Genomic DNA, 22,773 nt, shown 5'->3' with positions numbered 1-22,773 from the left:
CACCCACAGCAGGACGACGTACCGCCCATTTCGGGTGTCCGACCATGGCACGGCTACCGACTCCTTTTACGAAGAGGAAGAAGAATGTTCCCTGAAAGGTTTATCTGCCTTTTAGTGCGTCTGCATGGCCCTTTTGCATGCATGGCCGCGCGCGTCCGGGAAGTTCCGTCGTGTCACATGCGCGGGCGGGCCCGCACATTCGTCATGATTGCACGGTGATCGTTCAAGGTGCCGGATATCCCGGCGACGGCATGTCCGGGCGTGAAGCCGATTCGCCATGTCCACGAGGGGCAGCCATGAAAAGCGTAGTCGTCACCGGAGCCACCAGCGGAATCGGCTTGGCCACGGCTCTGGAATTGTCCGCTCGCGGTTTTAATATCATCGGCACGGCCCGCTCCTCCGAAAACGCCGAGAAACTCGCGGCGGCGGCGGCCGAACGCAATGTGAGAGTTCATACGGTTCTGCTCGACGTCACCGTTCCGGAATCCTGCCGGACAGCCATGGCGGAAATCACCGACATGACCGGCGGCGGCCCCTGGGCTCTGGTGAACAACGCCGGCATCGCGGTCTCCGGAGCCTTCGAGGATGTCAGCGAAACCGACGCGTGGGCCGTCCTGGAGACCAACCTGCTCGGCACGGCCCGGATGACGCGCCTCGCGCTGCCCGCCATGCGCCGACGCGGCGCGGGCCGCATCGTGCAGATGAGCTCGGTGGCAGGGCTGGTCGCCATGCCGCTCAACGGCTGGTACTGCGCCGGGAAGCACGCCCTCGAAGCCCTGACCGACGCCTTGCGCCGGGAGATCGCCGGCAGCGGTGTCCACCTATCGCTGATCGAACCGGGCTTCATCGACACACCCATGCTCACCGACGGGCTCAGACTCCTGCCGGCGCACACCCGGTACGAGACGGCCTACGCGGCCATGCGCCGCCTCGTCGAAACCCGCGGCCCCCTCGGGCCCGAGGTCGTCGCCCGGACCGTCGCGAAGGCCCTGACCGCCCCGGTCCCCCGCCGCCGCTACGGCATCGGCTACGAAGCGGCCCTCGGACGGCTCGCCCGCCTCGCCCCGCCCGCCGCCGTCGACCTGACCATGCGCACCCTCCTGCGGCTGAACCGGAGCTGAGATGACCACCCCCCACACCGCCCTGCGGCATCTGCCGCGCGACGTCCGCTTCGACTGGTCGGACCTGCCGCTGCACTGGGTCCCGAACGAGCCTCAGGTCACCCACACCCTCAACACCCTGCACCTGCTGCTGCCCGAGGGGGAACGCTGGTTCTGCCGGGTCTTCCGGCAGGCCCTCCCCATGGTCACCGACGAACGCCTGCGCGACCGGCTGCACGGCTTCATCGGCCAGGAGGCCATCCACGCCCGGGCCCACGAGGAGGTCCACGGCAGGCTGCGCGATCTCGGTCTGGACATCGACCCCTACCTGCGGCAGATGGAGTTCCACTTCCGCGAGATCCTCTCTCCTCGCGACGCGCCCTCCTCGCCCCACTACCGGGAGCAGGTGACGGAGCTGGCCGCCATCGTCGCCGCCGCCGAGCACTTCACCGCCGCCTTGGGCGCCTGGGTTCTCGACACCCCCGCCCTCGACCGTGCCGGCACCCACCCCGCGATGCTCGACCTGCTGCGCTGGCACGGCGCCGAGGAGGTCGAACACTCCAGTGTCGCCTTCGACCTGCTCACCCACCTGGACCCCGGCTACACCCGACGGCTGCGCACCGCCGCGCTCACCGGAGTCAACGTGCTCTGGCTTTTGACACGTGGCGCCCGCTACCTCATGAGCGTCGACCCCCAGGTGCGCGGCTCGGTGCGCTTCAGTCTGCGCGCCCACCACGACGCGGCCCGCCGGGGCCTGCTCTGGCCGCCCGCCCTGCTCGGCGGCTCCGCACTGCGCTACGTACGCCCCACGTACCACCCGTCACGGGACTTCGACCTGCGGCCCGCCCTGGCCTACCTGGCCCGCTCCCCCGCGGCCCGCGCCGCCGACCAGCTGTGACCGAGCCGGCCGGCGGCGCGCGGCCGGCACCGCCGCCCGTCCCGCTTCCGGCCCCATCCCGCCCTCGGAGCCCCCTCATGCCCACGCGGCCGCAGCCCCCCACCGACCTGTACCGGCCCGAACGCCCCGACCTGTTCCTGACCCAGCTCACCCGGCTGAGAGGAGCCCTCTTCTTCTGCCTCACCCTCCCCTGCGTCCGGCGCGGCTCCGCGGTGCCCGCGCCCGCACCCGTCCCCGCGAAAACACCGCTGACCGTGCGCTCGCGCCGTGCTCTCACGCCGGACGTCGTCGAGTTCACCTTGACGGCGGAGCGGCCGGGGGAACCGCTGCCCGCCTGGCAACCCGGCAGCCATCTCGACATCACCCTGCCCTCGGGCAGGATGCGCTCGTACTCCCTGTGCGGTGACCCCGTGGACACGACCGCGTACCGCATCGCCGTACGCCGCCTGGCAGGCGGGCGAGGCGGCTCCCGGGAACTGCACGACGCCGTGGTGCCCGGAACACGGCTGACCGCTCGCGGCCCCTTCTGCACCTTCCCCTTCGCGGCCGAACCCGCCGTCCTCTTCCTGGCCGGAGGCATCGGCATCACGCCCTTGCTGCCCATGGTCCACGAAGCCGCGCGGCGTGGCCTCGACTGGCACCTCGTCAGGACCGGACGCGACCACGCCTCCCTGCCGTACGCCGCCGAGGCCGCCGCCCTGGACCCGGCCGGCACACGGATCACCACCCACTGCTACGACACCGATGGCTACCCGGACCCCGCCTCCCTCCTCGCCCGCGCCCCACGTCATGCCGCGGTCTACTGCTGCGGGCCCGCACCGCTCCTGGACTCCGTGCGCCGCGCCTTGTCCGCCGAGGCGGACCAGCCTCTGCACGCGCAGCGCTTCACCACGGCCCCGGTCGCCGAAGGGGCACCCTTCACCCTCCGCCTGCGCGACGGAACGCTCCTGCCGGTCCCCGCCGGGCAGGCCGCACTCGACGTCCTGCTCGACGCCCGCCCGGCCGCCCCTCTCTCCTGCCGGCAGGGCTTCTGCGGAACCTGCCGCGTCCAGGTGCTCGACGGCACCCCGGACCACCGCGACCACGTCCTGACACCCAAGGAGCGCAAGGCCGGCGCCCTGCTGCCCTGCGTATCGCGCGCCAAGGAGGGGACACTACTGGCCATCGACATCTGACACATGGGCACGAAGCTGGTGACGTGGTCTTCCAGTCCGTCCATCGCATGGGGTCTGCTCCACCGTCTCGATATCGCGTCCGCTCCGGGAGCGGGGCGGTGATGTCCACCCCTTCATCTGCAGTGAAGTGGGCCCGTGGCCCGAGGGCTCCCATGCCCCTGGGGCCGTTGGGACTGTCGGTCTATCCAGGACGATGGCGATGGTGACCGAGGCAAGCCGCAGCTGGCATCGCGAGTTGACTCGCTTGTTCTGCCGCCCTGCGCCGACGGCGCATCACCCTCTCCGCCGCCTGGTGCCCGACACCGAGATCGGCGTACTGGACTGAGGAAAGCAACCCACCACGTGGGTCAGGGTACGGCGGCACGGGCCGCAGCGGCGGGCCGGACATGCGAGCGGCGGCGCACCAGCTGCTGCGGATGCTCCGCAAGGGCACCGGCTCGGTGGTGACTTGGCGCCGGGCGCGGATGGTGCTGTGTCCGCGCAGAGCATGCCCGTGGCGAAGATCGCCGAGGGGACGTTCCCCAACGCGGACCGGGGCCGGGATGTGATCCACGGCTTCAACGCCGACGGCTTCGACCCGCTCTGTGCGAAGTATGCGGGCGGGCGGCCGAAAACCTTCACCCTGCGTGAGCGCCGAGAGATCAAGAAGATCGCCAAGTCCAAGCCCGGGCCGAGCACAGTCTGCCGTTCTCGACTTGGAGCCTGACCGAGCCGGCCGAGTTCCTGGCCGTCGAGGGGGTGGTCGACGACATCAGCCACGAGGGCCTGGGAGCCCTCGCTCCGTGAGGGCCGAGCTTTCGCCTCACCCCCGCCCCGGCGGTCACCTGGTGTCCCGCTTTCGACCCGGCCGCCGCATCGCCGCCAGTAATGTCCCTCGTATGGACAAGGTTGAACTGAGCGACGCTATAGCCGACTTCGCGGGGCTCGTCGGTCGCGTCGAGGAGACCGGCGAGCGGGTGTGTGTCGTCGACGGCAGCGAGCCGACGAGTGTGATCCTGCCCGCGGCGGAACTCGCCGAGCTGGAACACTTCGCCCAACGGGCCCACGACGGCGCGCGACACCGGCCCAGATCCGGTTCGGGGCAGGGGCACCCGTTCGGGCCGGACCAGCAGGGCCCGTACATCCGGTACGTGCACGCTGACGGGGGGCGGATGACCTTCGTGCGGGACCGGGTGGTCGTGGCCGAACTGAGGTCCGTGGCGGAGCTCGACTGGCTGGAGGACAGGGCACACACGGCCCGCCAGAGTTACATGCCCCCGAAGCAGGCGGCCGCGTTCGAGGAGTTCCTCGCCCGCCAGGGCCCGGTGGGCGACGGCGTGGCGTGGATCGCCGGCAGTTGGCGGAACCAAGAGCCCTTCACGGAAATCGTGTTCATCAAGGGACCGACCGCCGAGGACGTCGCCCACGCCTACGGAGCCGACGCGCAGGACATCGCCGACGGGCTGCTGCTCCACCAGGTCGAGGAGCAAGACGCACGGGACGGCACCGACGACCTCACCCGCGTGCTGGCCTTCGGGGAGGAGAACGGCTGGACGTGGCTGGGCTACCACGACTTCGACCACGCCTTCTCGCGCTCCCTCGACCCACCTCCCGAGCAGCAGATCACGCTCAGATCGACCATGGCCAAGGCCATTTACACCTTCGACTACTTCGAGGACGGGGTGTACCAGAACCCCTTCCCCATCGAGGACGGCGCCGAAGACCAGCGGGACATGTACGAGCTCATCTGGTACACCCCGGGTGAGGCGCCGTTCGCCCCGGAAGCACCGCTGTCCTTCCTCAACCTGCACCTGCGCATCGCGGAGAAGGCAGGCAACTGGACGGACAACATCGCGCTGTTCTTCGAAGGCCTGGAACGGGCCTTCGGCCTCGCCCTGCCGCGGGACGCCATCACCTCCGGGAACGTGCGCTGCGCCCGCCCGGCCCGCCGCTGAATCGTCACGGCGAGACCACCACCGTCCACACCGCCTCCTTCGCACCGCAGGCCTGCACACCTGGTCGACGAAGTGACGCGGAAGAACAGGAGAACCCCGATGGATACCACGCCCGACCCGCCCTCCGGCCCGCACTCGGTCGATGCCGTCGTCGTCGGAGCCGGGCTGTCCGGGCTCTACCAGCTCCACCGGCTGCGTGAGCTCGGACTGACGGCGGTGGTCCTTGAGGCCGGTGACGACATCGGCGGAACCTGGTACTGGAACCGGTACCCCGGGGCCCGCTGCGACATAGAGAGCATGTCCTACTCCTACTCCTTCTCCCCGGAGCTGGACCAGGAGTGGGAATGGAGTGAACGGTACGCCTCCCAACCGGAGATCCTGCGGTACATCCACCATGTGGCGGACCGGTTCGACCTGCGTGGGGACGTCGTACTGGGCACCCGGGTCACACGCGCCGTGTACGACGAGGGCAGACACTTCTGGCGGGTTTCCACGAACACCGCGCGGGTCGTCATCGCCCGGTTCGTCATCCTGGCAACGGGCTGCATGTCGGCCCCCAAAGCCCCCGAGATACCGGGCGCCGACAGCTTCACCGGCCAGATCCACCACACCGCCCAGTGGCCGCACGAGGGCGTCTCCTTCACCGGCCGACGGGTCGCCGTGATCGGCACCGGGTGCTCCGGTGTCCAGGCCATCCCCGTCATCGCCGCCGAGGCGGCCGCCCTCACCGTCTTCCAGCGCACTCCGGCCTACGTGCTCCCGGCCCACAACCGCCCACTGCGCACCATGGAGGTGGAGGAACTCAAGGCCCGCTACCCGCAGTTCAGGCAAGCCCAGCGGTCGTCCAGGGGAGGAACCGTCTTCGAGCCACCGACCCGGTCGGCCCTGGAGGCGGACGAGGCGGAGCGCACGGCGTCCTATGAGTCGGCCTGGGACTCAGGCCTGCTGAACGGGCTGCTGCGCACCTACACCGACATCCTGACCGACGAGACGGCCAACGAGACCGCGGCCGAGTTCATCCGGTCCAAGATCCGGTCGATCGTCACCGATCCGGCGACAGCCGAACTGCTCTCCCCGCGCACGTTCCCCTTCGCGACCAAGCGGCCGTGCCTGGGCACCGGCTATTACGCCACCTACAACCTGCCGCACGTGGCGCTGGTGGACCTTCGCACGACACCGATCGAGACCCTCACGCCCCGGGGCGTGCGGACCTCGGACGGGGAGCACATCGTCGACACGATCGTCCTCGCCACCGGCTTCGACGCCCTGACCGGCTCCCAACTCGCCATCGACATTGTGGGCAAGGGCGGGGTGAGCCTCCGTACGAAGTGGGCGAACGGCCCCCGGAACTATCTGGGACTCGTCTCGTCCGGCTTCCCCAACCTCTTCACCGTCCTGGGACCGCTCAGCCCGTCCGTGCTCACCAACATCGCGGTGTCCCTTGAACAGCAGGTCGAGTGGATCACCGACTGCATCGCCCACCTTCGGGAGCATGCGCTCACAGAGATCGACGCCACCCCGACAGCCGAGGCGGACTGGGGCACGCGGGTGGCAGAACTCGCCGCCCGAACGCTCTACCCGGCGGTCGACTCCTGGTACACAGGAGCGAACGTTCCGGGCAAACCCCGGGTGTTCCTGGCCTATGCCGGAGGACTGGACCGGTACCGGGAGGAGTGCGACGCCGTGAGCCGGGGCGGCTACACCGGCTTCGTCCTCTCCGCCTCACCCTCCTGAGCGCGGGCGTATGCGGCGCCGGCCCAGTTGCGTGACGAGCCGCACCGGATTCCGCCGGGCGCGGCACGCTGGAGCGGGGTACACCTTGGCGCGGGGCGGTGTCGGACCCCGCCGACTCAGGAACGGTGGGCTGTCTTCGGTGCCGGTCTGTACGGAGCACTGGGCATCGGCCCCGACGACCACCCGGCTCGCGCGGCCTACGACACGGAAAGTCTGGGCTTCTACCGGGCGCCCCATGCCGCGTTCCTGTTCGTCACCGGCGACGGCGGGCCGCGACCGGCTACAGCGTGGCCAATTGCCCGCAAGGTCTGCTCAGCTTCTACGCCGACAAAGTGCGCCGGTAGACCGGGTCGCGACCGGCCGGGCGGACCGGGAGGCAACCACCACATTCCACACCTAGAGCCGGTCCCCAAAGCGCTGGTCACAGCCACTCGTTGAGGGCTGCGACCAGCACGGTCGCCTCGTATCGGACGGCGAGTTTGTGGTATCTCGTGGCCACAGCGCGGTTCCGTTTCAGCCGGTTGATCCCGCACTCCACGGTGTGGCGTTCCTTGTAGTCGCCCTTGTCGAAGGCCGGTGGCCGGCCGCCTCGTAAGCCGAGCTTCTTGCGGTTGCAGCAGCGGCTTCAGTCGAGCCCACTGCCGGTCCGTCAGGTCCCCTCGCGCCACACCATGATCGTCACAGCTCAAGATCCACTTTCACAACAGACCCAAAAGGGTGTTGCAAAAGGCCGTGAACTGGACATCTCCGGTGTATGGACAAGGGCGGTGCGGAGAATGTCGGGTGATCGGGGCCGGTGTCGCCGCACCATGGGGGCATGGATGACACGACCTTGGCATCCCGTTTCCTCCGCGACGGCTTCGTGACGTTGGAGGGCACTGTCGCGCCGCGCGTGGCCGCGGACTGCGCGCGGCTGCGCTTCCCGCACGAGGAGGAACCTGACGACGCGGGCTGGCACATCGAGGGGAGCTAGCCGCCCGAAGGCGAGAGCCGGTACTTCACGAATCTGCGCTCCCAGGGCCGGGCACTGTTGATGCTGTTCTTGTTCAGCGAGGTCGGTGAGGAGGACGCCCCGACCCGGATTTGGGTCGGCTCGCACCTCGACGTGCCAAAGGTACTGGCGAAGTACGGGGAGGACGGGGCGAGCGGGCTGACCCTCGCCTCCGATCTGGTGGCGGCCTCCGACCACCGGCCACTCGCTCTTGCCACCGGGTCCCCGGGCGATGTCTTCCTGTGCCATCCGTTCCTGGCGCACGCGGCTCAACCGCACCATGGGGTGCGGCCGCGCTTTATGGCGCAGCCGCCGCTGATGCCGGCCGTACCGTACGAACTGGAACGGGCCGACGGCGCGTACTCACCCGTGGAGATCGCGATCCGCCGAGGTCTGGGACAGGACACCCCCGGGCCGGACGGAGTCAGCGCCGACCGCAACGCCGAGTAGACGTGCTTCACGGCGATCGCAGGCAAGGTTGTCGTGAAAAGGGAAAGAGAAGGAGCAAGGAGGCCGGGCATGCTGGAGCGGCTGAACCAGGCCATGGAGCACATCGAGGGCCATCTCGACCAGGACCTCGACGTGGCGGCCCTGGCACGCATCGCGGCCACCTCGGAGCACCATCTACGCCGGATGTTCTCCGCGCTCGCGGGAATGCCGCTGTCGGAGTACGTCCGGCGCCGTCGGCTCACCCTCGCGGGCGCCGAAGTACTCGCGGGACGTGCGACGCTGCTGGAGATCGCGGTGCGTTATGGCTACGGCTCCGGTGAGGCGTTCGCGCGGGCGTTCCGTGCCATGCACGGCATCGGACCGGGCGAGGCCCGGCGTACCGGCGCCGCCCTCACCTCCCAGCCCCGGATGGCCTTCCGCCTCACCATCGAGGGGAGCAGCAGTATGCGATACCGCGTTGTGGAGAAGGCGGACTTCACCGTCGTCGGGCTCAAGACCCGGGTACCGCTGGTGCATGCTGGGCCAAACCAGTCGATCATGGACTTTGTCCGTGGGATCGATCCGCAGACCCTGGAGCGCCTGGAGAAGCTGTCGGACCAGGAGCCGTACGGCATCGTCGCGGTCTGCGACGGCATGGACCCCAGCCGTGCCGAGGGCACTGAACTCGACTACCACCACGGCGTGATCACCTCCGCGGCCGCTCTTGAGGGCATGACCACTTTGGCGGTTCCGGCCGGCACCTGGGCGGTCTTCACCACCTCCGGGCCGGCACCACAGGCCATCCAGGAACTGTGGCGGGATGTGTTCACCGAGTGGTTCCCGTCGAACCCGTACCGCACCCGCACCGGCCCCGAGATCCTGCGCACCCGCCTGTCGCCGGAGAGGACCAAGGCCGACGCCGAACTGTGGCTAGCCGTGGAGCGTGAGCACTGCTGAGCACGGGTACGGCGACGACCACGCCGACGGACACGTGCTCTACGGGGAGGCCGTGCAGCTCGCGTTCGCCAGGTGGACGCACTCACCTGCGCTCCCGGCCCCGGGGCTGCGGCCCAATCCACGGAGTCCACCGGACCGGCCGGCCTCGCTCCTGGCTATTCCGTGTCCTGCACTTCACCCCTCCCCCGGAAGAGCCGCCCGAGGAGCGTCCAGCGCCGGGAGGGGCACGCAGGCCGCTCGAGTTCGGCACGTGGCGGCGGGCGCACTGGAAGCCCGGCGTGCGGATCGGGATCCGCGACAGCGACGGACGACTTGTCGGTCCGGTCTACAAGGACGGCGCCGTGGAGGACACGACATCACTCGTGAACGCCGATTCTTCCCCTGCACCCGGATCCGCCGCGACATCCCCCTCTGGTCCCCCGACCACAACCTGATGGGACCTAACGGCCGCGTGGTGCAGCCGAGTTGGAGAGTTCGTACAGGGCAAATGGCGTGGGCAGGGGGTCTTCCGTCCTGGGCTGTCGCACAGACGTATGCGCTGCCTCGGTGGGACGGGTCCGTCTCCACGACGATGTCCTGGATGCCGGACCAGGCCCACTTCCGCACCCCGGGTCACCTACTTGGCAGCCCAGCCACCCAAGTTGTTCCGGTTCCCCTCCGCCGCCCCGCGCAGCGCGTCCGTCGATCCCAGCAGACCGTACGGCAGATACCCGGACCGGACACCGAGTTCCCACCCATGGACCTGGACGGCGAGGCAGGCCAGGGCGAGGGTGCCGAGGGGGAGGAGGGACCGGGGCGCGGGATCACCGGCATCGGCCTCGAAGCTCTCCCGGTACGCGACCAGTCGGGCGACGAGGGCGTCCTCGAAGGCGTGCTGGTCGTCGTCGAGGAGTACGCGGAGCAGCCGCTGGTCCGCGCTCAGCGCGTCACCGACCCCATCGAGCCGCCGGGAGGCCTCCGCGCGCTCCCCGGCGTCCGGCTTGCGCAGCGGAGCCGTGGGCCAGTCGCGGGGCAGATGCCCGGCCGCCTCGGTGAGATAGGGGCACAGGGCGTCCATGGCGGCGAGGTCGGCGGGGTCGGAGACGGAGGTGTACCGGTTGTAGGGCACGCCGTCACGGATGGCGGGCGCGTAGTCGCCGCGCAGCAGCAGCCCGGTGACCCGCTCCCAGTCCCACACATGCCCGCTGACGACACACGTCTCGAACATGTCGAGCCAGTTCCGCGCGGTGGGCGCCTCCTTGACGACGTCCCGGAAGGTAATGGGCCCGTCCCCGAACTCGTCGTCGTCCGGGTCCGTGCTGATCAGCTCCCCGACGAGGGGGAACCGGAGTTCCTGGTCCCCGTCCGGGAAGCACATGATGCTCAGCACTCCATGCACACACTCCGCGGCGGTGACGGCGACCATGCCGACCGCAGCGTCGAGTCCCGGCTCCGTCACCGTTCGCGCGGCGACATGGTCGAGCAGTTCGTCCGCCATGGCCCGGATCAGCGTCGGCGAGATGCTGCCGTACCTCAGCGAATGCCACCGCGTGTAGGCCCGCCCGTCGATGTCGTCGAGCGCCTCGGCCAACCGCTGTTCGCTTACCTGATGGCATGTCACATTCCGCACTTGCCCCGTCCCTTCACGCACTCCACGACTGAACGAAGCACGTTACCAACGAGCACTGACAGCACTTGGTCCTCTCGCAGACTGCCGCACTGAGAGGCGGCACACCGGGGGTAGGTACGTGAGTACCACGCTTCGCCCGGGGGACTACCTCCAGATCGCTTCGAAACGTATGGCCATCGGCAGTCTGCCGCGCGGCGAGGGGTTCGCCCGGATCGAGAGGGTGGTGGAGGACATCACCGACATCGGTTTCCTGGCTCCGGGCTCCACTCACCTACGTGCCCGGGCTGCCCGGCAGGTCGTGGTCATGTTCTGTCACGGCGCGCCGGTCCCGGTCATGTTGCGCGAGGGTGATCAGCAGCATGGCCCACAGGGCATCGACTCTGCCTCGGGCCAGCGACAGGATGGCCTGGGTGGGGATCAGTCCCTAGAGGCCCTGACGGAGGCATTGGGCGTGGCAGTGGGTGATGAGGCAGAGGACGAGGCCGAGGAAGGCTTCGTGGATGTCATCGCGTCGTTCCCAGCGGATACGCAGGCGGCGGAAGTCGTGCAAGCAGGACGTCGTGCGCTCGACGGCATAGCGGAAAATGCCCAGGTCAGAGCCGTGTGGCTGACCTCGCTCCGCGATCACCGCGGGGTCCTCCCCTCGTCCTTGGCCCACCCCGCCCACCAGGTCGCCACCGCCGACGGCGACAGTCTCACGGTCCGCGTGGCTATCGGCCGCCACTACGCACAGGCCTCCGCAACCGTATGCGGTCCGCTTCTCGCCGTCGGCCGCGAAACCCCTCGGTGCCCTGCCCGAGTACATCGAAGACACCTGTGTGGGACGCGTCTTGGACGCCGTCGGCGACCCGCGGGCTTCCGGCTGTGGAATGCGGAGGACCCCAAGGGCCAAGACATGCGCTACGCGTCCGTCGGCCGGCTCTCCCCCACCTCTACTGGGTGAACCGGCAGTTGCGCCGCCTGACCCTCCTGAACGTCGCCTGGCTCGGGTGGCCACCCGCGACGATCCCGTCCAGGCGTACTCCCGTCACGGCGCGTCGAAGAGGGTGGCACGCTCCTCGGCCGTCAGCTCGCTCTCGTCGGCGCGACGCAGCAGCGACAGGTGCCGGTCCGCTTTGCACATGTCCATCCGGCGCGGACCGAGCCGGATGCTGGTCACCGAGGCGGCGGGCACCCACGTTCCCCAGGAGACGTGGCCCTTGCCGCACACGACCCCGGCCGGGTTCGGATCCTGGAAGAACGTGTGGCCCGCCACCGCCGCTGGGCCGCCGACGGGGCGGGATTTGGGACCGTGTGCTCGGCGTCCCGCTCGCCCTAGCGGACGACGATGAGCTGATCGACCGGCGGGTGGCGGGTGGTGTCCACCCTCACCCGGGCCCACCCGGGCCGGCAGCCCGGCCGGGCTCAGTCGATCTTCTTGATCACCCGGGCGGGCACTCCCGCGACCACGCCGCCGGCAGGGACATCACGCGTGACCACCGCACCGGCAGCGACCACCGCACCGGCACCGATGGTCACCCCTTGTGTGATCACGGCAGCCGTCCCGATCCAGACGTCGTCCTCGATGACGATCGGGGCGAAGGAGAGGTACTCGCGGCGCTCGGCCAGGGGCAGTGGATGGCCTCCGGTGATGAGGCTGACCTTCGGGGCGATCATGACGCCGTTGCCGATACGGATGCCTCCCTTGTCCATGAAGGTGCATCCCTGGTTGACGAAGACATTCTCCCCGAACGTCGTGTTCAGTCCGCACTCGGTAAAGAACGGCGGGTAGATCACCACCGATTCCGGCAGCGGACCACCGAACACAACAGAAAGTAGTTCCGCGCGACCTTGGCTGTCGCTGAACGGAAGCACGTTCAGTCGAGACGTCGCATCGATCACCTCCACGATCCGCTCCGCATGACGCGCGAACTCAGGCGTCTGGACATACATGACCTGCTCTGTGCGGGTAGACATGGGCAGATCTCACCACCGCGAAGAACACTCGATCAAACAACCCTGAGTCACGCCAGGCACAACCAATGGTTGCGAAACACCGATACAGGCCAGTTGGAGCGGCACATTGAGGTCACGCTGGACATCGACGCGCAAGGGACGGCTTGCCGGGCGCACGGCCCTGCTCGGCCTGTTCGACAGCCGCCAAGATCTTCTTGGCGTGCGGCAAGAAGACCTGCCCGTCCACGCTCGGCCAGGAGCCTCGGGAGGCCCGTACCAGAAGCCGCGGTCACGCTGAGCAAGGAGTACGCCGCCCAGGCCGCCCGAGCTGCGCTCGAAGGGATAATCGCCGCGTCCTTCCGTGCCCTGCCGGCAGACCAGGTCCCGGCCGGGTTCAGCGCCGAACGACTCTTGGACGCACCCTTGGAGCCAGGCGCTGTCCGAGGCCTTCGGCCCGAGCATCGACGCGCTCGGCCCCGACTTCGGTGACGACGCCCTGACGGCCGGGCCGGCCGACTCGTCTTCGCCGGCCACCCGTGTCTGGCATTTCGGTTGATTCCGTCGTCTGGTCAGCGGCCTACCCAGGCCGACGCCCACGCGTCGTGCGGGGTTCGCCGGCCCGCAGCGTGCAGATGGTCGCGCAGTGCGGTCAGTACGGGGTGCTGGTCTCCGCTGTGGAACGGCGGCACGTGCGGGTATGCCGGCCTGCGGAACAGCGGCACGTGCGGGTATGCCGGGGTGGGTGTGCGACGGGATGCGCCGTGGGTCGTGGGTCTGGGGCCACAGGTACCGGTCCCCGCTGCTGACGAGCAGGTCCCGGAACCGTCAACCCGGGCCGTCCGCTATACGGCGCAGGTGTCTCCCACTATCCTCAACCGGCCCCCACGCAGCCTCACGCTCACCCCGCCTCGTGGCTCACCCCAGCACCAGCAGCACGGCCAGAGCGACGAGAAGGGAATCGATCCGGTCGAGGAGGCCGCCGGAACCGGGCAGCCACCGGCCGGCGTCCTTGGCGCGGGCGCCCCGCTTGACCATCGACTCCAGCAGATCCCCGAGCGGGCCGCCTACCGCGACGGCCACCGCGGTCTGCCATGTCAGGGAGGAGAGCACGGCCAGCGTGAGGAGACCGGCCGCGGCCCCGGCCAGCGTGCCGCTCCACCGTTTCGCGGGCGACAGCGGGGAGAGCCGGGGGCCGCCGAGACGGCGACCCGCCGCGTACGCGACGATGTCGGCGATCGACACGGCCACGAACAGCACGAGACCAAGGGCTCCGGACGATACGAGGCCGGCCAGGACGCCCAGCCACACCAGGCCCAGCAGGCCCGCCCCCAGACGGCGAAGCCCGTGCTCCGCGTCGCCCGAGAGCAACGGCACCCCGGCGATCGCGAGCGCCCCGGCCGCCACCACCCGGAACACCTCCCCGGGGACCAGCCAGGCGGCCAGGACGAGTCCGACGATCACGACGGCAAGCACCGCCCGGTCCACCGGACCCAGCTGGAGCAGCCCACCGAACTCCGCCACCGCGACCACACCGACCACGGCCGCGAGCACCGCGATCCCCGGTGGACCGAGCCAGAACGCGGCGGTCACCAGAGGCACTCCGAGCGCCCACACACACCAGCGGACCATCAGCTCACGGCGTCCGGTCGCCGCCACCGCGACGCCCCCGACCGCCAGCGCCCCGCACAGGTGCGGCACGAGACCGGCGACCGTCGTCACCGGAAGGCCGGTCCCAGCGTGTCCGCCACCACGGCGGTCGGCGCGCTCAGCGCGTCCAGGGCGCTCCGGCACACCGCCACGATCCGGGCGTTCTCCGCCGTGTCACGGACGGCGATCCGCACGGTCCGTCCCTGGTACGCCGGGGACATCGGCGACAGGTCACGCAGGAACACGTCGTGCCGCCGGCACTCGCGCACCAGCCGCGCCGCGCTCGGGCCCTCCGGCGGCAAGGTCACCGTGAGGAAGTTCGCCACCCCCTCGTCGACCGAGAGGAACCGGCCCAACTCCGCCAGGCCGTGCGCCAGTTCGCCGCGCAGCACATGGGTGTGGGCCCAGCGCTGCGCGTAGTACGCCGGGTCGCGCAGCGCCGTCACGGCAGCCAACTGCGCCGGCAGACTCACGGGCCACGGCGGTGTCCAGCGCCGCAGCTCCGCGGCCGTCTGGGGAGCGGCCACCAGGTACGCGGCCCGCATTCCCGACAGCGCGTACATCTTCGACAGCGAGGTGCAGACCACGACCCGGGCGTCGGCAGAGGCGAGCCCGGCAAGCGAGTCCGCCGGATCGACGTAGCCCAGGTACGCCTCGTCGATCCACCACCGGGTCCGCCCGGGCGAGGCCTCGATCACCGCGCGCAGCGTGTCGGCCGGGGCGTGGCGGCCGGTCGGGTTGTTCGGGTTGACGACCACCACGAGGTCGTACCGTCCGTCACCGGTCGCGGCGGCGAGCCGGGCCGGGTCGAGCAGCCAGCCGTCCTCCCGGCGCAGCTGGAGCCGGTCGACCTGGCAGCCGATCACCCGCTCGGTGACATGGGCGTACTCCCCGTAGCCGGGATCGAGCAGGAGCACCCGGCTCTCCGGCGTCAGCCACCGGCCGAACGCCCGGAAGATCAGATCCGACGAACCCGCCCCGACGACCAGCGACTCCACCGGCAGCCCGCGTACTTCGGCGATTTCCGCGAGCAGTCCCTCCGCGCCGGTCGGCGGCGAGGTCCGGGCCGCCCACCCCGGGTCCTCCGAAAGGACCGCGCGGACCCCTGGGGCGGGTGGGAACCATGCGTCCAGCACATCCGCCGCGACCACCTCGTGACGGCGGGTCAGGGTCCGGAAGTCGGTGCCGATCGCCGAGAAGAACGCCCCGCCGTGCTCACAGCCGTCAGCACGCGGTGCGAAGGGCACGTCGAGCCGCCAGTCCAGGGTCGTCCGCAGCCGCTCCAGGGTCCGGCCGTGGCGCTCCGCGACCGTCCTCGTCAGCTCGGCCACGGAGCCGCTGAGGACCTCGAAGGAGACCGCTCCCGAGCGGACCGTGCGCCCGACCGGCCGCAACCCGGCGGCGAGGTACATGTCCAGCAGCTCCGTACGTCCCATCGCCACCACCCGGCGGCCGCCCCGCGCCGCGACCCAGCGCAGGGCCGCGTACATGAGGAGCGCCGCCGCCGCGGTGGACCGCCAGTGCTCCTCGACGGTCAGGACGCGGATCTCGAACGGCGCCTCTTCGGTCAGGATCGGCAGCTCCTCGCGCGTCAGGTATTTGTCGAGGGAGTAGCGGCCGACCCATGGCGGGGTGAGGCTGACGAAGCCGATCCGTGTCTCGCCGCGCGCGGCCACGAGATACACGTTGTCGCCGTCGAGTCCGTCGCTCAGCCTTCCCGACGGATCGACCGGATGCTGGCCGAGCTCCTCCGCGTACACCCGGTGGCGCAGCTCGTGGATCCAGTCGTGATCTTGAGGCATGGCAGTGCGCAACTGCAGCGCGTGGCCCATGTGTGTGTCCCCCCTGAGGCGGTCCGGCGTTCGCGCCTCAGCATGGAGGAGTCCGGCAGACGGCACCTGAGTACGCGTACTCAGGCATCGGAGGAGTTGGGAGCGGTCCAGGTCAGGGCCGAGTCCATGAGCAGGCGCCGAACCGCCTGCGCCAGCTGTGCCCGCGGCACCGCGGCACCCGCCGAGGTCGATGATGAGCCGGTGCCGATGTGGCGTGCTTCGGGGCTGGGTATGTCCTCAACGACGACCGGGAGCACTTCGGCCACCAGGCTTGATGGCCCCCTGCACGTTCGCTCCCGGCCGACGGTGATTGCGGGATTGGTCGGATAGCGGCACAGGGCTGCTCTCGGGCCGGCGAGTGAGGCCGTCGCACGTGGCGGGCACACCCCCGAGAGGATCATCGGCTGGGTTCAGAGTCGGCAACCCGGCCACACCGGCAACGCCGACTGCGTCACGCTCTTCGCGATGGGCGGCGCCAGCACCACCCCCATGCTGCATGAGACCGCTTATCCTCACCGCGACGCCGTATACGTCATCGATGTCGGCAGCCACTGGCACCCCAACACCCCGCACGGCATCGTCGAACACCTCCTGGTCCAGCAGCGCATCATGTGCCACACCCTGTGCCGCGCCCTTGACACCCACACCGCCTACGTCAATTTCCCCGACCCTGGCCTGCCCGGCTGGCAACACACCTACTACCGCGGCAACTACGAGCGCCTTGTCACCGTCAAGGAGCACTGCGCACCCTCTTCCGCTACGGCCAGAGCATCACCGGCGCACCGCGTCCTCCGCGCCGACCAGCGCGCCTGGCCACAGCGTCATGTGGGGCGCCACACCGAAGGCACACGGGGCGGACGGCCCGACCAGCCAGGCGATACATGCACCTCCACATCCGCCCACACGGACGGCTGCTACGTCAACTACCCCGACACCGACCTCGACGACCCCGTCCGCAACACCTCCGGTCCGCCGGCACACCGGCTGTACTACAAGGAGAACTACACCCGGCTGCAACGCACCAAGCAGGGTTGGGACCCCCACAACGTGTTCCGCCACGCCCAGTCGATCCGCCTTCCCGGCAGGAATCCCAACGGAAGTGGTGCGGCCGCGTCGAAGACAGGTGAGTGAGCGAGGACGGTGCTGCCGTCGTCCCTCGGCCGGTTTGACTGAAGGCTGCGAAAGACACTTGAACAGAGCAACAGAGCGTGCAACCGGGGGCTGTGTCCGGTGTGATGGCAGTGCCCCGACCCCGGCAAGGAAGCACCTGATACGCATGCGCACCGCTCACACCGCGGAGGAAGACCCGGGCGTGTCTGACGCCTTGACCGTTCTTTCCGGTCTCAAACATAGGTTGTCATGGATCTGACGGCGGTGCGCGAGGTCGTCGACGGGTGCAGTACGTTGCCGTGGGAGCCGGGAGAGGCGTGGCTGGCGGGCGGTACGGCACTGTTCGCCGAGCCCCGGACCGATCTGTGGCGGCTGCGTGATCTGAGCCGGTGCGGATGGCCGCCCCTGACCGTGACCGAGGACGGCCTCGGGGTGGCGGCCACCTGCACCATCAGCGACCTGCTGGCCTTCGCCCGCACGCCTGGGCAGCCGTGGCCGCAGGCCCGGACGCTCATCGCCGACTGCTGCCGGGCCTTCTCGTCGTCCTTCAAGGTGTGGAACACCGCCACCGTCGGCGGCAATGTGTGCCTGGCGTTGCCGGCCGGCCCGATGATCTCCTTGGCGGTGGCCCTGGACGGCATGTGCCAGGTGCGGGGACGGGACGGGCGTCGGAGCCGGGTGCCGGTGACGGACTTCGTGACCGGGCCCGGCCACACGGTGCTCCGGCCTGGTGACCTGCTGCGTTCACTTCACCTGCCGGCCGCGGCGCTCACTCGGCCCGTGGCTTGGCGCCGGGTGAGCCTGCGCCCGTTGGGCCGCTCGGCCGCCCTGGTGACCGGCACCCGCGCCTCCGGCACGGGCCGGACGAGCATCGCGGTCACCGCGGCGACCATCCGGCCCGTCGTGCTGACCTTCGATCGACCACCGGCCGCCACCGTCCTGCACGACGCCCTTGAGGACGCGTTGGGGCCCGGCCTCATCGTCGAGGACGTCCATGGCCTGCCCGCGTGGCGGCGTCACCTGGTGTTTCAGCTGGCCGACGAGGTACGGCGTGCCCTGTCGCGGAGGTAGAGGATGCCCTTCTCGGTCCGGATCAACGGTCATGAGACCGTACAGCCGCCGGCCCCCGGCCAGTGTCTGCGCACCTATCTGCGCGAACACGGCTGGAGGGAGGTGAAGAAGGGGTGTGACACGGGCGACTGCGGTGCGTGCACCGTGCACGTCGACGACCTGGCCGTTCACAGCTGTCTGTATCCGGCGCACCGCGCCGACGGCCGCGCCGTCACCACTGTGCAGGGGCTGGGCGCGGGGGATCGGCTGCATCCCGTGCAGGAGGCGTTCATCCGGGCGCGGGCGTTCCAGTGCGGCTACTGCACCCCCGGCCTCGTCATGACCACCGCCGCCCTTGCCCCGGAGCAATACGCCGACCTGCCGCAGGCCCTGAAGGGCAACGTGTGCCGGTGCACCGGCTACCAGCCCATCGGCGAGGCCGTGAGGGCCTCACATGCCCATCCCGGCCCATCATCCGCCTGGGATGCGGCGGATCCGGCCTCCCTCGGTGTCGTCACCGGCACCGCACGCTTCACCCTTGATGACCCCGAACCGGCTGGTCTGTTGCACCTCGCCCTGCTGCGCTCCCCGCACCGCCACGCCCGCATCCGGCACTTCGACACCACCGCCGCCCGGGCCGTGCCCGGCGTGCATGCCGTCCTCACCCACCAGCACGCCCCGCCGGGGCGCTTCTCCACGGCCCTGCACGAACGCACCGACGACGACCCCGCCGACACCCGCGTCCTGGACGACGTCGTCCGTCACGTCGGGCAGCGCGTCGCCGCCGTCGTCGCTGACAGCGCGGCCACCGCCGAGCGTGCCTGCGCGCTCATCCGCGTAACCTACGAGGTCCTACCAGCCGTCACCGACGCCGAGCAGGCGCTGGATCCCGGCGCCCCGCGCGTGCACCCCGACGGCAATCTCGTCGAGGAGGTACACCTGGCCACCGGGGATGTGGAGCGGGGCCTGGCCCAGGCGGACGCCCGTTACGCGGCCACCTTCCACACCCAGCGTGTGCAGCACACCGCCCTGGAATGCCACGCGACCCGAGCCTGGAGGGCGGCCGACGGGCGCCTGCACGTCCATACCACCACCCAGGCCCCGCACCTGGCGCGCCGTCGCCTGTGTGCGATCTTCGGCCTCCCGCCTGAGCGGGTCCGGGTTACCACCGCCCGGCTCGGGGGCGCCTTCGGTGGCAAGCAGGACCTGCTCACCGAGGACATCACCGCCTTGGCCGCGCTGCACACCGGTCGCCCTGTGCAACTGGAGTACACCCGTGCCGAAGAGTTCACCGCCACCACCACCCGCCACCCCTTCATGGTGCGCGTCGCCCTCGGCGCGCGGCGCGACGGGGCCCTCACCGGCCTGAAGCTGCGCGTCGTCGCCGACACCGGCGCCTACGGCAACCACGGCCCGGCCGTGCTGCGCAGGGGGTGTACCGAGGCGCTCGCCCTGTACCGGTGCGCGGACATCGCGGTCGACGGCTACAGCGTACGTACCAACAACGTGCCCGCCGGCGCCTTCCGCGGCTACGGCGTCGGCCAAATCACCTTCGCCGTCGAGTCGGCCCTCGACGAACTCGCCGGCGTCCTTGGCCTCGATCCCCTGGCCATGCGCCGCACCGCATACCTCCAAGCCGGCGACAAGAGCCCCTTCGCGGGGGCGGGCGGCCACCACCCGATCATGGACACGGGCCTGTCAAAATGCCTGGACGCCCTCGCCGCCGCCCGCGTCCAGCGCCGGGCTGCCCGGCCCGTGCCGGCGGCCCGCCCGCATGTTCTGGTCGGGGAGGGCCTGGCCGTCGCCGCAGGGCACACCGAACCCGCGGACGACCACATCGCCACCGCAAGCGTCGCTCTGCGCGCCGACGGCCACTACGACCTCGCCGTCGGCGCACCCGAGTTCGGCAGCGGCACCACCCACGTCCTGCACCGTCTGGCCGCCGACGCCCTGCACACCCGACCGGACCGCATCCGCCTGCTCCAGGCCGACACCGACCTGCTCGCCCACGACTCCGGCGGTTTCGCATCCACCGGAATCCTTCTCGCAGGCACGGCGGTCACCCGTGCCTGCCAGAGTTTGTCCCGGCAGATGGCCGAACTGACGGCAGTCCACTGCGGCAGCCGTCCCGCCCATTGCCGGCTGGACACGGACCAGGTCCGGTGCGCCGAGACGGCCCTGCCTCTGACCGCTCTGCACGCGTACGCGCAGGCGGCCGGGCAGCGCCTGATGGCATCCGGCCGTGCCACCACCGCAGAACACCCCCCGACCCTGGCCCTCAGCGCCCAGTGGTTCCGCGTCAGCGTCGATACGACCACCGGAATCGTGACCGTCCTGGACAGCGTGCACGCCGCAGACGCCGGCCGAGTTCTCGACGAGACCCAGTGCCGCGGGCAGATCGAAGGGGCCGTCGCGCAAGGTATCGGCACCACGCTCTTCGAGAGCCTGCCCACCGACGACCAGGGCCACATCATCACGTCCGGCCTGCGGACCTACGCCGTCCCGCACTACGGCGATCTGCCCCCGACCGAGGTCCACTTCGCCCGCCCCGACGTCCCCGCCCGCCACCAGATGCCCAAGCCGATGAGTGAACTCCCGTTCAACCCGGTCGCCCCGGCGCTGGCCAACGCCCTGCGCGACGCCACCGGCCGCCGCTTCAGCACCCTCCCTCTGCGCCCCGATGCCGTGTGGTCCCAGCTCATCACCCCGAGTACCGACCGAACATAATGCGGCGGCCTCCTGTCCACACCTGGCGACGAGTGTGCCCGCGTAGACCACACCGCCCCATCGAGAGGTCGCACCGCAGCGGGCCAGCAGCCGACCGTTGAGCGCTCCATAGCCCTGTGTGCTGCCTGCGTAGGGGTAGGCGCCTGAGCGGCTCATGCTGCCCCGTAGTCTCGTTGCGTTCACATGGCAAGACGGGGGGGCACTCAATGGCGAAGCCGGTACGTGCAGCACTGGGTGAAGTCTGGCTGACCTGCCAGGTCTGTCAGGGAGACCTGTTCCGAGAGCGGAGTGTCCTGCTCAACAGCACCGGTATGGAGTTCCTGAAGTTGGCCTGGGCCGACGAGAGCGCCACGGGCCTGATTTGCTGGCGGTGCGGTTACGTGCACCTGTTCGTCAACAAGAACATCAAGCTCTATCAGGCGGAGAAGTAGCGGGGGCTGGCCGCTCAAGGCGCATGGCACCAGGAAGGCGCCCGTGGAGGGCTCTGCGGTCACGAACCCTGATCTGCTTGGCTGCCTCTTCAGGATGGCTCTTGACCACAGCGGAGCGCGGCCCGGCGGCCACTCCGGAGCAACTCGGCAGCTCTGACGTCATCCATGGTGCTCTGTCCAGGCACTGATCCCCCTGCCCGGCGCGGATGTGTGGGTCGGGCCGGATGGGTCGGTTGTTCCCGGTGCCGATTGAGAGCCTCGGGCCAGGGTCGGCTCTGACGCCTGTACGGATTCCTCGGCGATCACGGCGCGACGCACGGCAGCTCCACATTCATCACGGTGGGGCCACCGGCGGGGCTGGTCAGCCGGAAGGTCCCGTCGACCGAACCCACGCGCTGCGCGAGACCTTTGAGGCCGGTGCCGCCGGACAGGGCGGCACCGCCCGCGCCGTCGTCGGTGACGGCAACCCGCAGTATCGCCTCCAGCCGGGCGACGGTCACTTCCGCCCGGGTGGCACGGGCGTGCTTGACGATGTTGGTGAGCGCCTCGGAAACGACGAAGTAGGCGTACGCCGTCTCGCACCCACCAGTCCCCCGCGAAGGGTTGGCACAGATCTCGGGGAGCCGTCACGGAAGGCCGTTGGCGGTCCGCATGCCCGTCGGCGTCTTCGAGCAGCGTCCGGACCTGATCGGATCTTCCGGCTCCCAGCCTGACCGTCAGATGCTGGTGCGGTCTGGTCCGGAGGGGGCAGAGGCGTGATCGTGCGCGTGTTCTGTTGTCCGGCCGGACCTGAACCCGCGGCGGGCGAGCGTGATCAGGGAAGGCCCTCCGCGGAAGCACCACAAGGCGATGACCGGATCACAGATGGCGCAGGCCAGGGACGAGTCGTGGTAGAAGGGCAGGATCGGATTGCCCTTGAGGTGGTGGGCCATGTCCCAGGCCGTGTGGAGCAACCAGCCGACGCCGATGAAGGTCCAGGAGTCCAGGCCGCGATAGGCGACGTAGGCCACGAGTGCGACCAATGGGAGCTCCCACGGGCCGAATCCGCCCCCGCTCAGATAGGCAGCGCCGGCTCCGCCCACCATGATCGCGTTGAAGTGGCGTCGGTGTGGTTCTTTGAACAGGGACATGAGCAGGCAGTAGATGATGCCGACGATCACCGGAGACACAAGGTTCATGAGGGGATGACTTCTTCCTGCTGTCTGAGGCGCCAG

General features: G+C 69.9%; 16 protein-coding genes and 7 pseudogenes. 13 read left to right on the top strand and 10 right to left on the bottom strand.

The window, feature by feature from the left end:
• Window positions 1-296 precede the first annotated feature (296 nt).
• From ACF062_RS20945 to ACF062_RS20910, 8 genes and pseudogenes are all read left to right on the top strand, one after another.
• Window positions 297-1,121, top strand: a complete 825-nt coding sequence (locus tag ACF062_RS20945; RefSeq protein WP_392140137.1) for an SDR family oxidoreductase — start codon at window positions 297-299, stop codon at window positions 1,119-1,121.
• 1 nt (window position 1,122) lies between these two features.
• Entirely contained in the window at window positions 1,123-1,998 is an 876-nt protein-coding gene (locus ACF062_RS20940; protein WP_392140136.1) for a metal-dependent hydrolase, read from the top strand.
• A 77-nt stretch (window positions 1,999-2,075) separates the two neighbouring features.
• A complete protein-coding gene (locus ACF062_RS20935; RefSeq protein WP_392140135.1) occupies window positions 2,076-3,173 on the top strand; it encodes a PDR/VanB family oxidoreductase in 1,098 nt (365 codons plus the stop codon).
• A gap of 386 nt (window positions 3,174-3,559) precedes the next feature.
• Window positions 3,560-3,950, top strand: a pseudogene (locus tag ACF062_RS20930) (IS630 family transposase); the annotation flags it as partial.
• A 101-nt stretch (window positions 3,951-4,051) separates the two neighbouring features.
• Window positions 4,052-5,107 carry a type II toxin-antitoxin system prevent-host-death family antitoxin gene (locus tag ACF062_RS20925; RefSeq protein WP_392140133.1) on the top strand — a complete coding sequence of 352 codons (1,056 nt, stop codon included), beginning with the start codon at window positions 4,052-4,054 and terminating at the stop codon, window positions 5,105-5,107.
• Between the two features lie 99 nt (window positions 5,108-5,206).
• Window positions 5,207-6,841, top strand: coding sequence for a flavin-containing monooxygenase (locus tag ACF062_RS20920; RefSeq protein WP_392140131.1), 1,635 nt, complete (start codon window positions 5,207-5,209; stop codon window positions 6,839-6,841).
• Between the two features lie 817 nt (window positions 6,842-7,658).
• Window positions 7,659-8,282, top strand: a pseudogene (locus ACF062_RS20915) (phytanoyl-CoA dioxygenase family protein).
• A 69-nt stretch (window positions 8,283-8,351) separates the two neighbouring features.
• Complete coding sequence (locus ACF062_RS20910; protein WP_392140129.1) at window positions 8,352-9,218, top strand: GyrI-like domain-containing protein; 867 nt, start codon at window positions 8,352-8,354, stop codon at window positions 9,216-9,218.
• 616 nt (window positions 9,219-9,834) lie between these two features.
• Here the strand turns inward: ACF062_RS20910 and ACF062_RS20905 are convergent.
• The 8 genes and pseudogenes from ACF062_RS20905 to ACF062_RS20870 all read right to left on the bottom strand — a co-directional run bounded on the left by ACF062_RS20905 (window position 9,835) and on the right by ACF062_RS20870 (window position 16,507).
• On the bottom strand, window positions 9,835-10,827 hold the full coding sequence (locus ACF062_RS20905; RefSeq protein WP_392140127.1) for an immunity 49 family protein: 993 nt from the start codon (window positions 10,825-10,827) through the stop codon (window positions 9,835-9,837).
• A 424-nt stretch (window positions 10,828-11,251) separates the two neighbouring features.
• A pseudogene (locus tag ACF062_RS20900) lies at window positions 11,252-11,473 on the bottom strand (IS5/IS1182 family transposase); the annotation flags it as partial.
• A gap of 381 nt (window positions 11,474-11,854) precedes the next feature.
• Entirely contained in the window at window positions 11,855-12,082 is a 228-nt protein-coding gene (locus ACF062_RS20895; protein ID WP_392140126.1) for a hypothetical protein, read from the bottom strand.
• 149 nt (window positions 12,083-12,231) lie between these two features.
• Complete coding sequence (locus ACF062_RS20890) at window positions 12,232-12,759, bottom strand: DapH/DapD/GlmU-related protein (protein ID WP_392140124.1); 528 nt, start codon at window positions 12,757-12,759, stop codon at window positions 12,232-12,234.
• Window positions 12,760-12,903: 144 nt separating this feature from the next.
• Window positions 12,904-13,045, bottom strand: a pseudogene (locus ACF062_RS20885) (LysR family transcriptional regulator); the annotation flags it as partial.
• Window positions 13,046-13,677: 632 nt separating this feature from the next.
• Window positions 13,678-14,481, bottom strand: coding sequence for a phosphatidate cytidylyltransferase (locus ACF062_RS20880; RefSeq protein WP_392140122.1), 804 nt, complete (start codon window positions 14,479-14,481; stop codon window positions 13,678-13,680).
• Window positions 14,478-16,241 (bottom strand): pyridoxal phosphate-dependent aminotransferase, encoded by a 1,764-nt coding sequence (locus ACF062_RS20875; protein WP_392140120.1) that lies wholly within the window; start codon window positions 16,239-16,241, stop codon window positions 14,478-14,480. The genes ACF062_RS20880 and ACF062_RS20875 overlap by 4 nt, the downstream gene beginning before the upstream one ends.
• Before the next feature lie 80 nt (window positions 16,242-16,321).
• Window positions 16,322-16,507 (bottom strand): hypothetical protein, encoded by a 186-nt coding sequence (locus tag ACF062_RS20870; protein ID WP_392140118.1) that lies wholly within the window; start codon window positions 16,505-16,507, stop codon window positions 16,322-16,324.
• A gap of 199 nt (window positions 16,508-16,706) precedes the next feature.
• On the opposite strand from ACF062_RS20870, the pseudogene ACF062_RS20865 reads away from it, so the two are divergent.
• From ACF062_RS20865 to ACF062_RS20845, 5 genes and pseudogenes are all read left to right on the top strand, one after another.
• Window positions 16,707-16,970, top strand: a pseudogene (locus ACF062_RS20865) (BBE domain-containing protein); the annotation flags it as partial.
• A 177-nt stretch (window positions 16,971-17,147) separates the two neighbouring features.
• Window positions 17,148-17,372, top strand: a pseudogene (locus tag ACF062_RS20860) (BBE domain-containing protein); the annotation flags it as partial.
• Window positions 17,373-17,600: 228 nt separating this feature from the next.
• A complete protein-coding gene (locus tag ACF062_RS20855; protein WP_392140116.1) occupies window positions 17,601-18,422 on the top strand; it encodes an FAD binding domain-containing protein in 822 nt (273 codons plus the stop codon).
• A 3-nt stretch (window positions 18,423-18,425) separates the two neighbouring features.
• Window positions 18,426-21,128 (top strand): molybdopterin-dependent oxidoreductase, encoded by a 2,703-nt coding sequence (locus tag ACF062_RS20850; protein ID WP_392140114.1) that lies wholly within the window; start codon window positions 18,426-18,428, stop codon window positions 21,126-21,128.
• Between the two features lie 206 nt (window positions 21,129-21,334).
• Window positions 21,335-21,559, top strand: coding sequence for a hypothetical protein (locus ACF062_RS20845; RefSeq protein WP_223772523.1), 225 nt, complete (start codon window positions 21,335-21,337; stop codon window positions 21,557-21,559).
• Between the two features lie 302 nt (window positions 21,560-21,861).
• On the opposite strand, the pseudogene ACF062_RS20840 reads toward ACF062_RS20845, so the two are convergent.
• Both ACF062_RS20840 and ACF062_RS20835 read right to left on the bottom strand, forming a co-directional pair.
• Window positions 21,862-22,131, bottom strand: a pseudogene (locus ACF062_RS20840) (sensor histidine kinase); the annotation flags it as partial.
• Between the two features lie 144 nt (window positions 22,132-22,275).
• Complete coding sequence (locus ACF062_RS20835) at window positions 22,276-22,737, bottom strand: DUF6010 family protein (RefSeq protein ID WP_392140112.1); 462 nt, start codon at window positions 22,735-22,737, stop codon at window positions 22,276-22,278.
• Window positions 22,738-22,773 lie beyond the last annotated feature (36 nt).

This window comes from Streptomyces sp. NPDC015345 (genome assembly GCF_043078805.1).
Lineage (GTDB): Bacteria > Actinomycetota > Actinomycetes > Streptomycetales > Streptomycetaceae > Streptomyces.
The sequence above is the reverse complement of the archived record's forward strand: the minus strand, read 5'-3'. Positions and strand labels throughout refer to the sequence as shown.

Coding starts and splice junctions, on each gene's coding strand:
- ACF062_RS20910 (WP_392140129.1), top strand. CDS start 8,352: ATGCTGGAGCGGCTGAACCAGGCCATGGAGCACATCGAGGGCCATCTC.
- ACF062_RS20855 (WP_392140116.1), top strand. CDS start 17,601: ATGGATCTGACGGCGGTGCGCGAGGTCGTCGACGGGTGCAGTACGTTG.
- ACF062_RS20835 (WP_392140112.1), bottom strand. CDS start 22,737: ATGAACCTTGTGTCTCCGGTGATCGTCGGCATCATCTACTGCCTGCTC.
- ACF062_RS20925 (WP_392140133.1), top strand. CDS start 4,052: ATGGACAAGGTTGAACTGAGCGACGCTATAGCCGACTTCGCGGGGCTC.
- ACF062_RS20945 (WP_392140137.1), top strand. CDS start 297: ATGAAAAGCGTAGTCGTCACCGGAGCCACCAGCGGAATCGGCTTGGCC.
- ACF062_RS20875 (WP_392140120.1), bottom strand. CDS start 16,241: ATGGGCCACGCGCTGCAGTTGCGCACTGCCATGCCTCAAGATCACGAC.
- ACF062_RS20920 (WP_392140131.1), top strand. CDS start 5,207: ATGGATACCACGCCCGACCCGCCCTCCGGCCCGCACTCGGTCGATGCC.
- ACF062_RS20940 (WP_392140136.1), top strand. CDS start 1,123: ATGACCACCCCCCACACCGCCCTGCGGCATCTGCCGCGCGACGTCCGC.
- ACF062_RS20845 (WP_223772523.1), top strand. CDS start 21,335: ATGGCGAAGCCGGTACGTGCAGCACTGGGTGAAGTCTGGCTGACCTGC.
- ACF062_RS20935 (WP_392140135.1), top strand. CDS start 2,076: ATGCCCACGCGGCCGCAGCCCCCCACCGACCTGTACCGGCCCGAACGC.
- ACF062_RS20850 (WP_392140114.1), top strand. CDS start 18,426: ATGCCCTTCTCGGTCCGGATCAACGGTCATGAGACCGTACAGCCGCCG.
- ACF062_RS20890 (WP_392140124.1), bottom strand. CDS start 12,759: ATGTATGTCCAGACGCCTGAGTTCGCGCGTCATGCGGAGCGGATCGTG.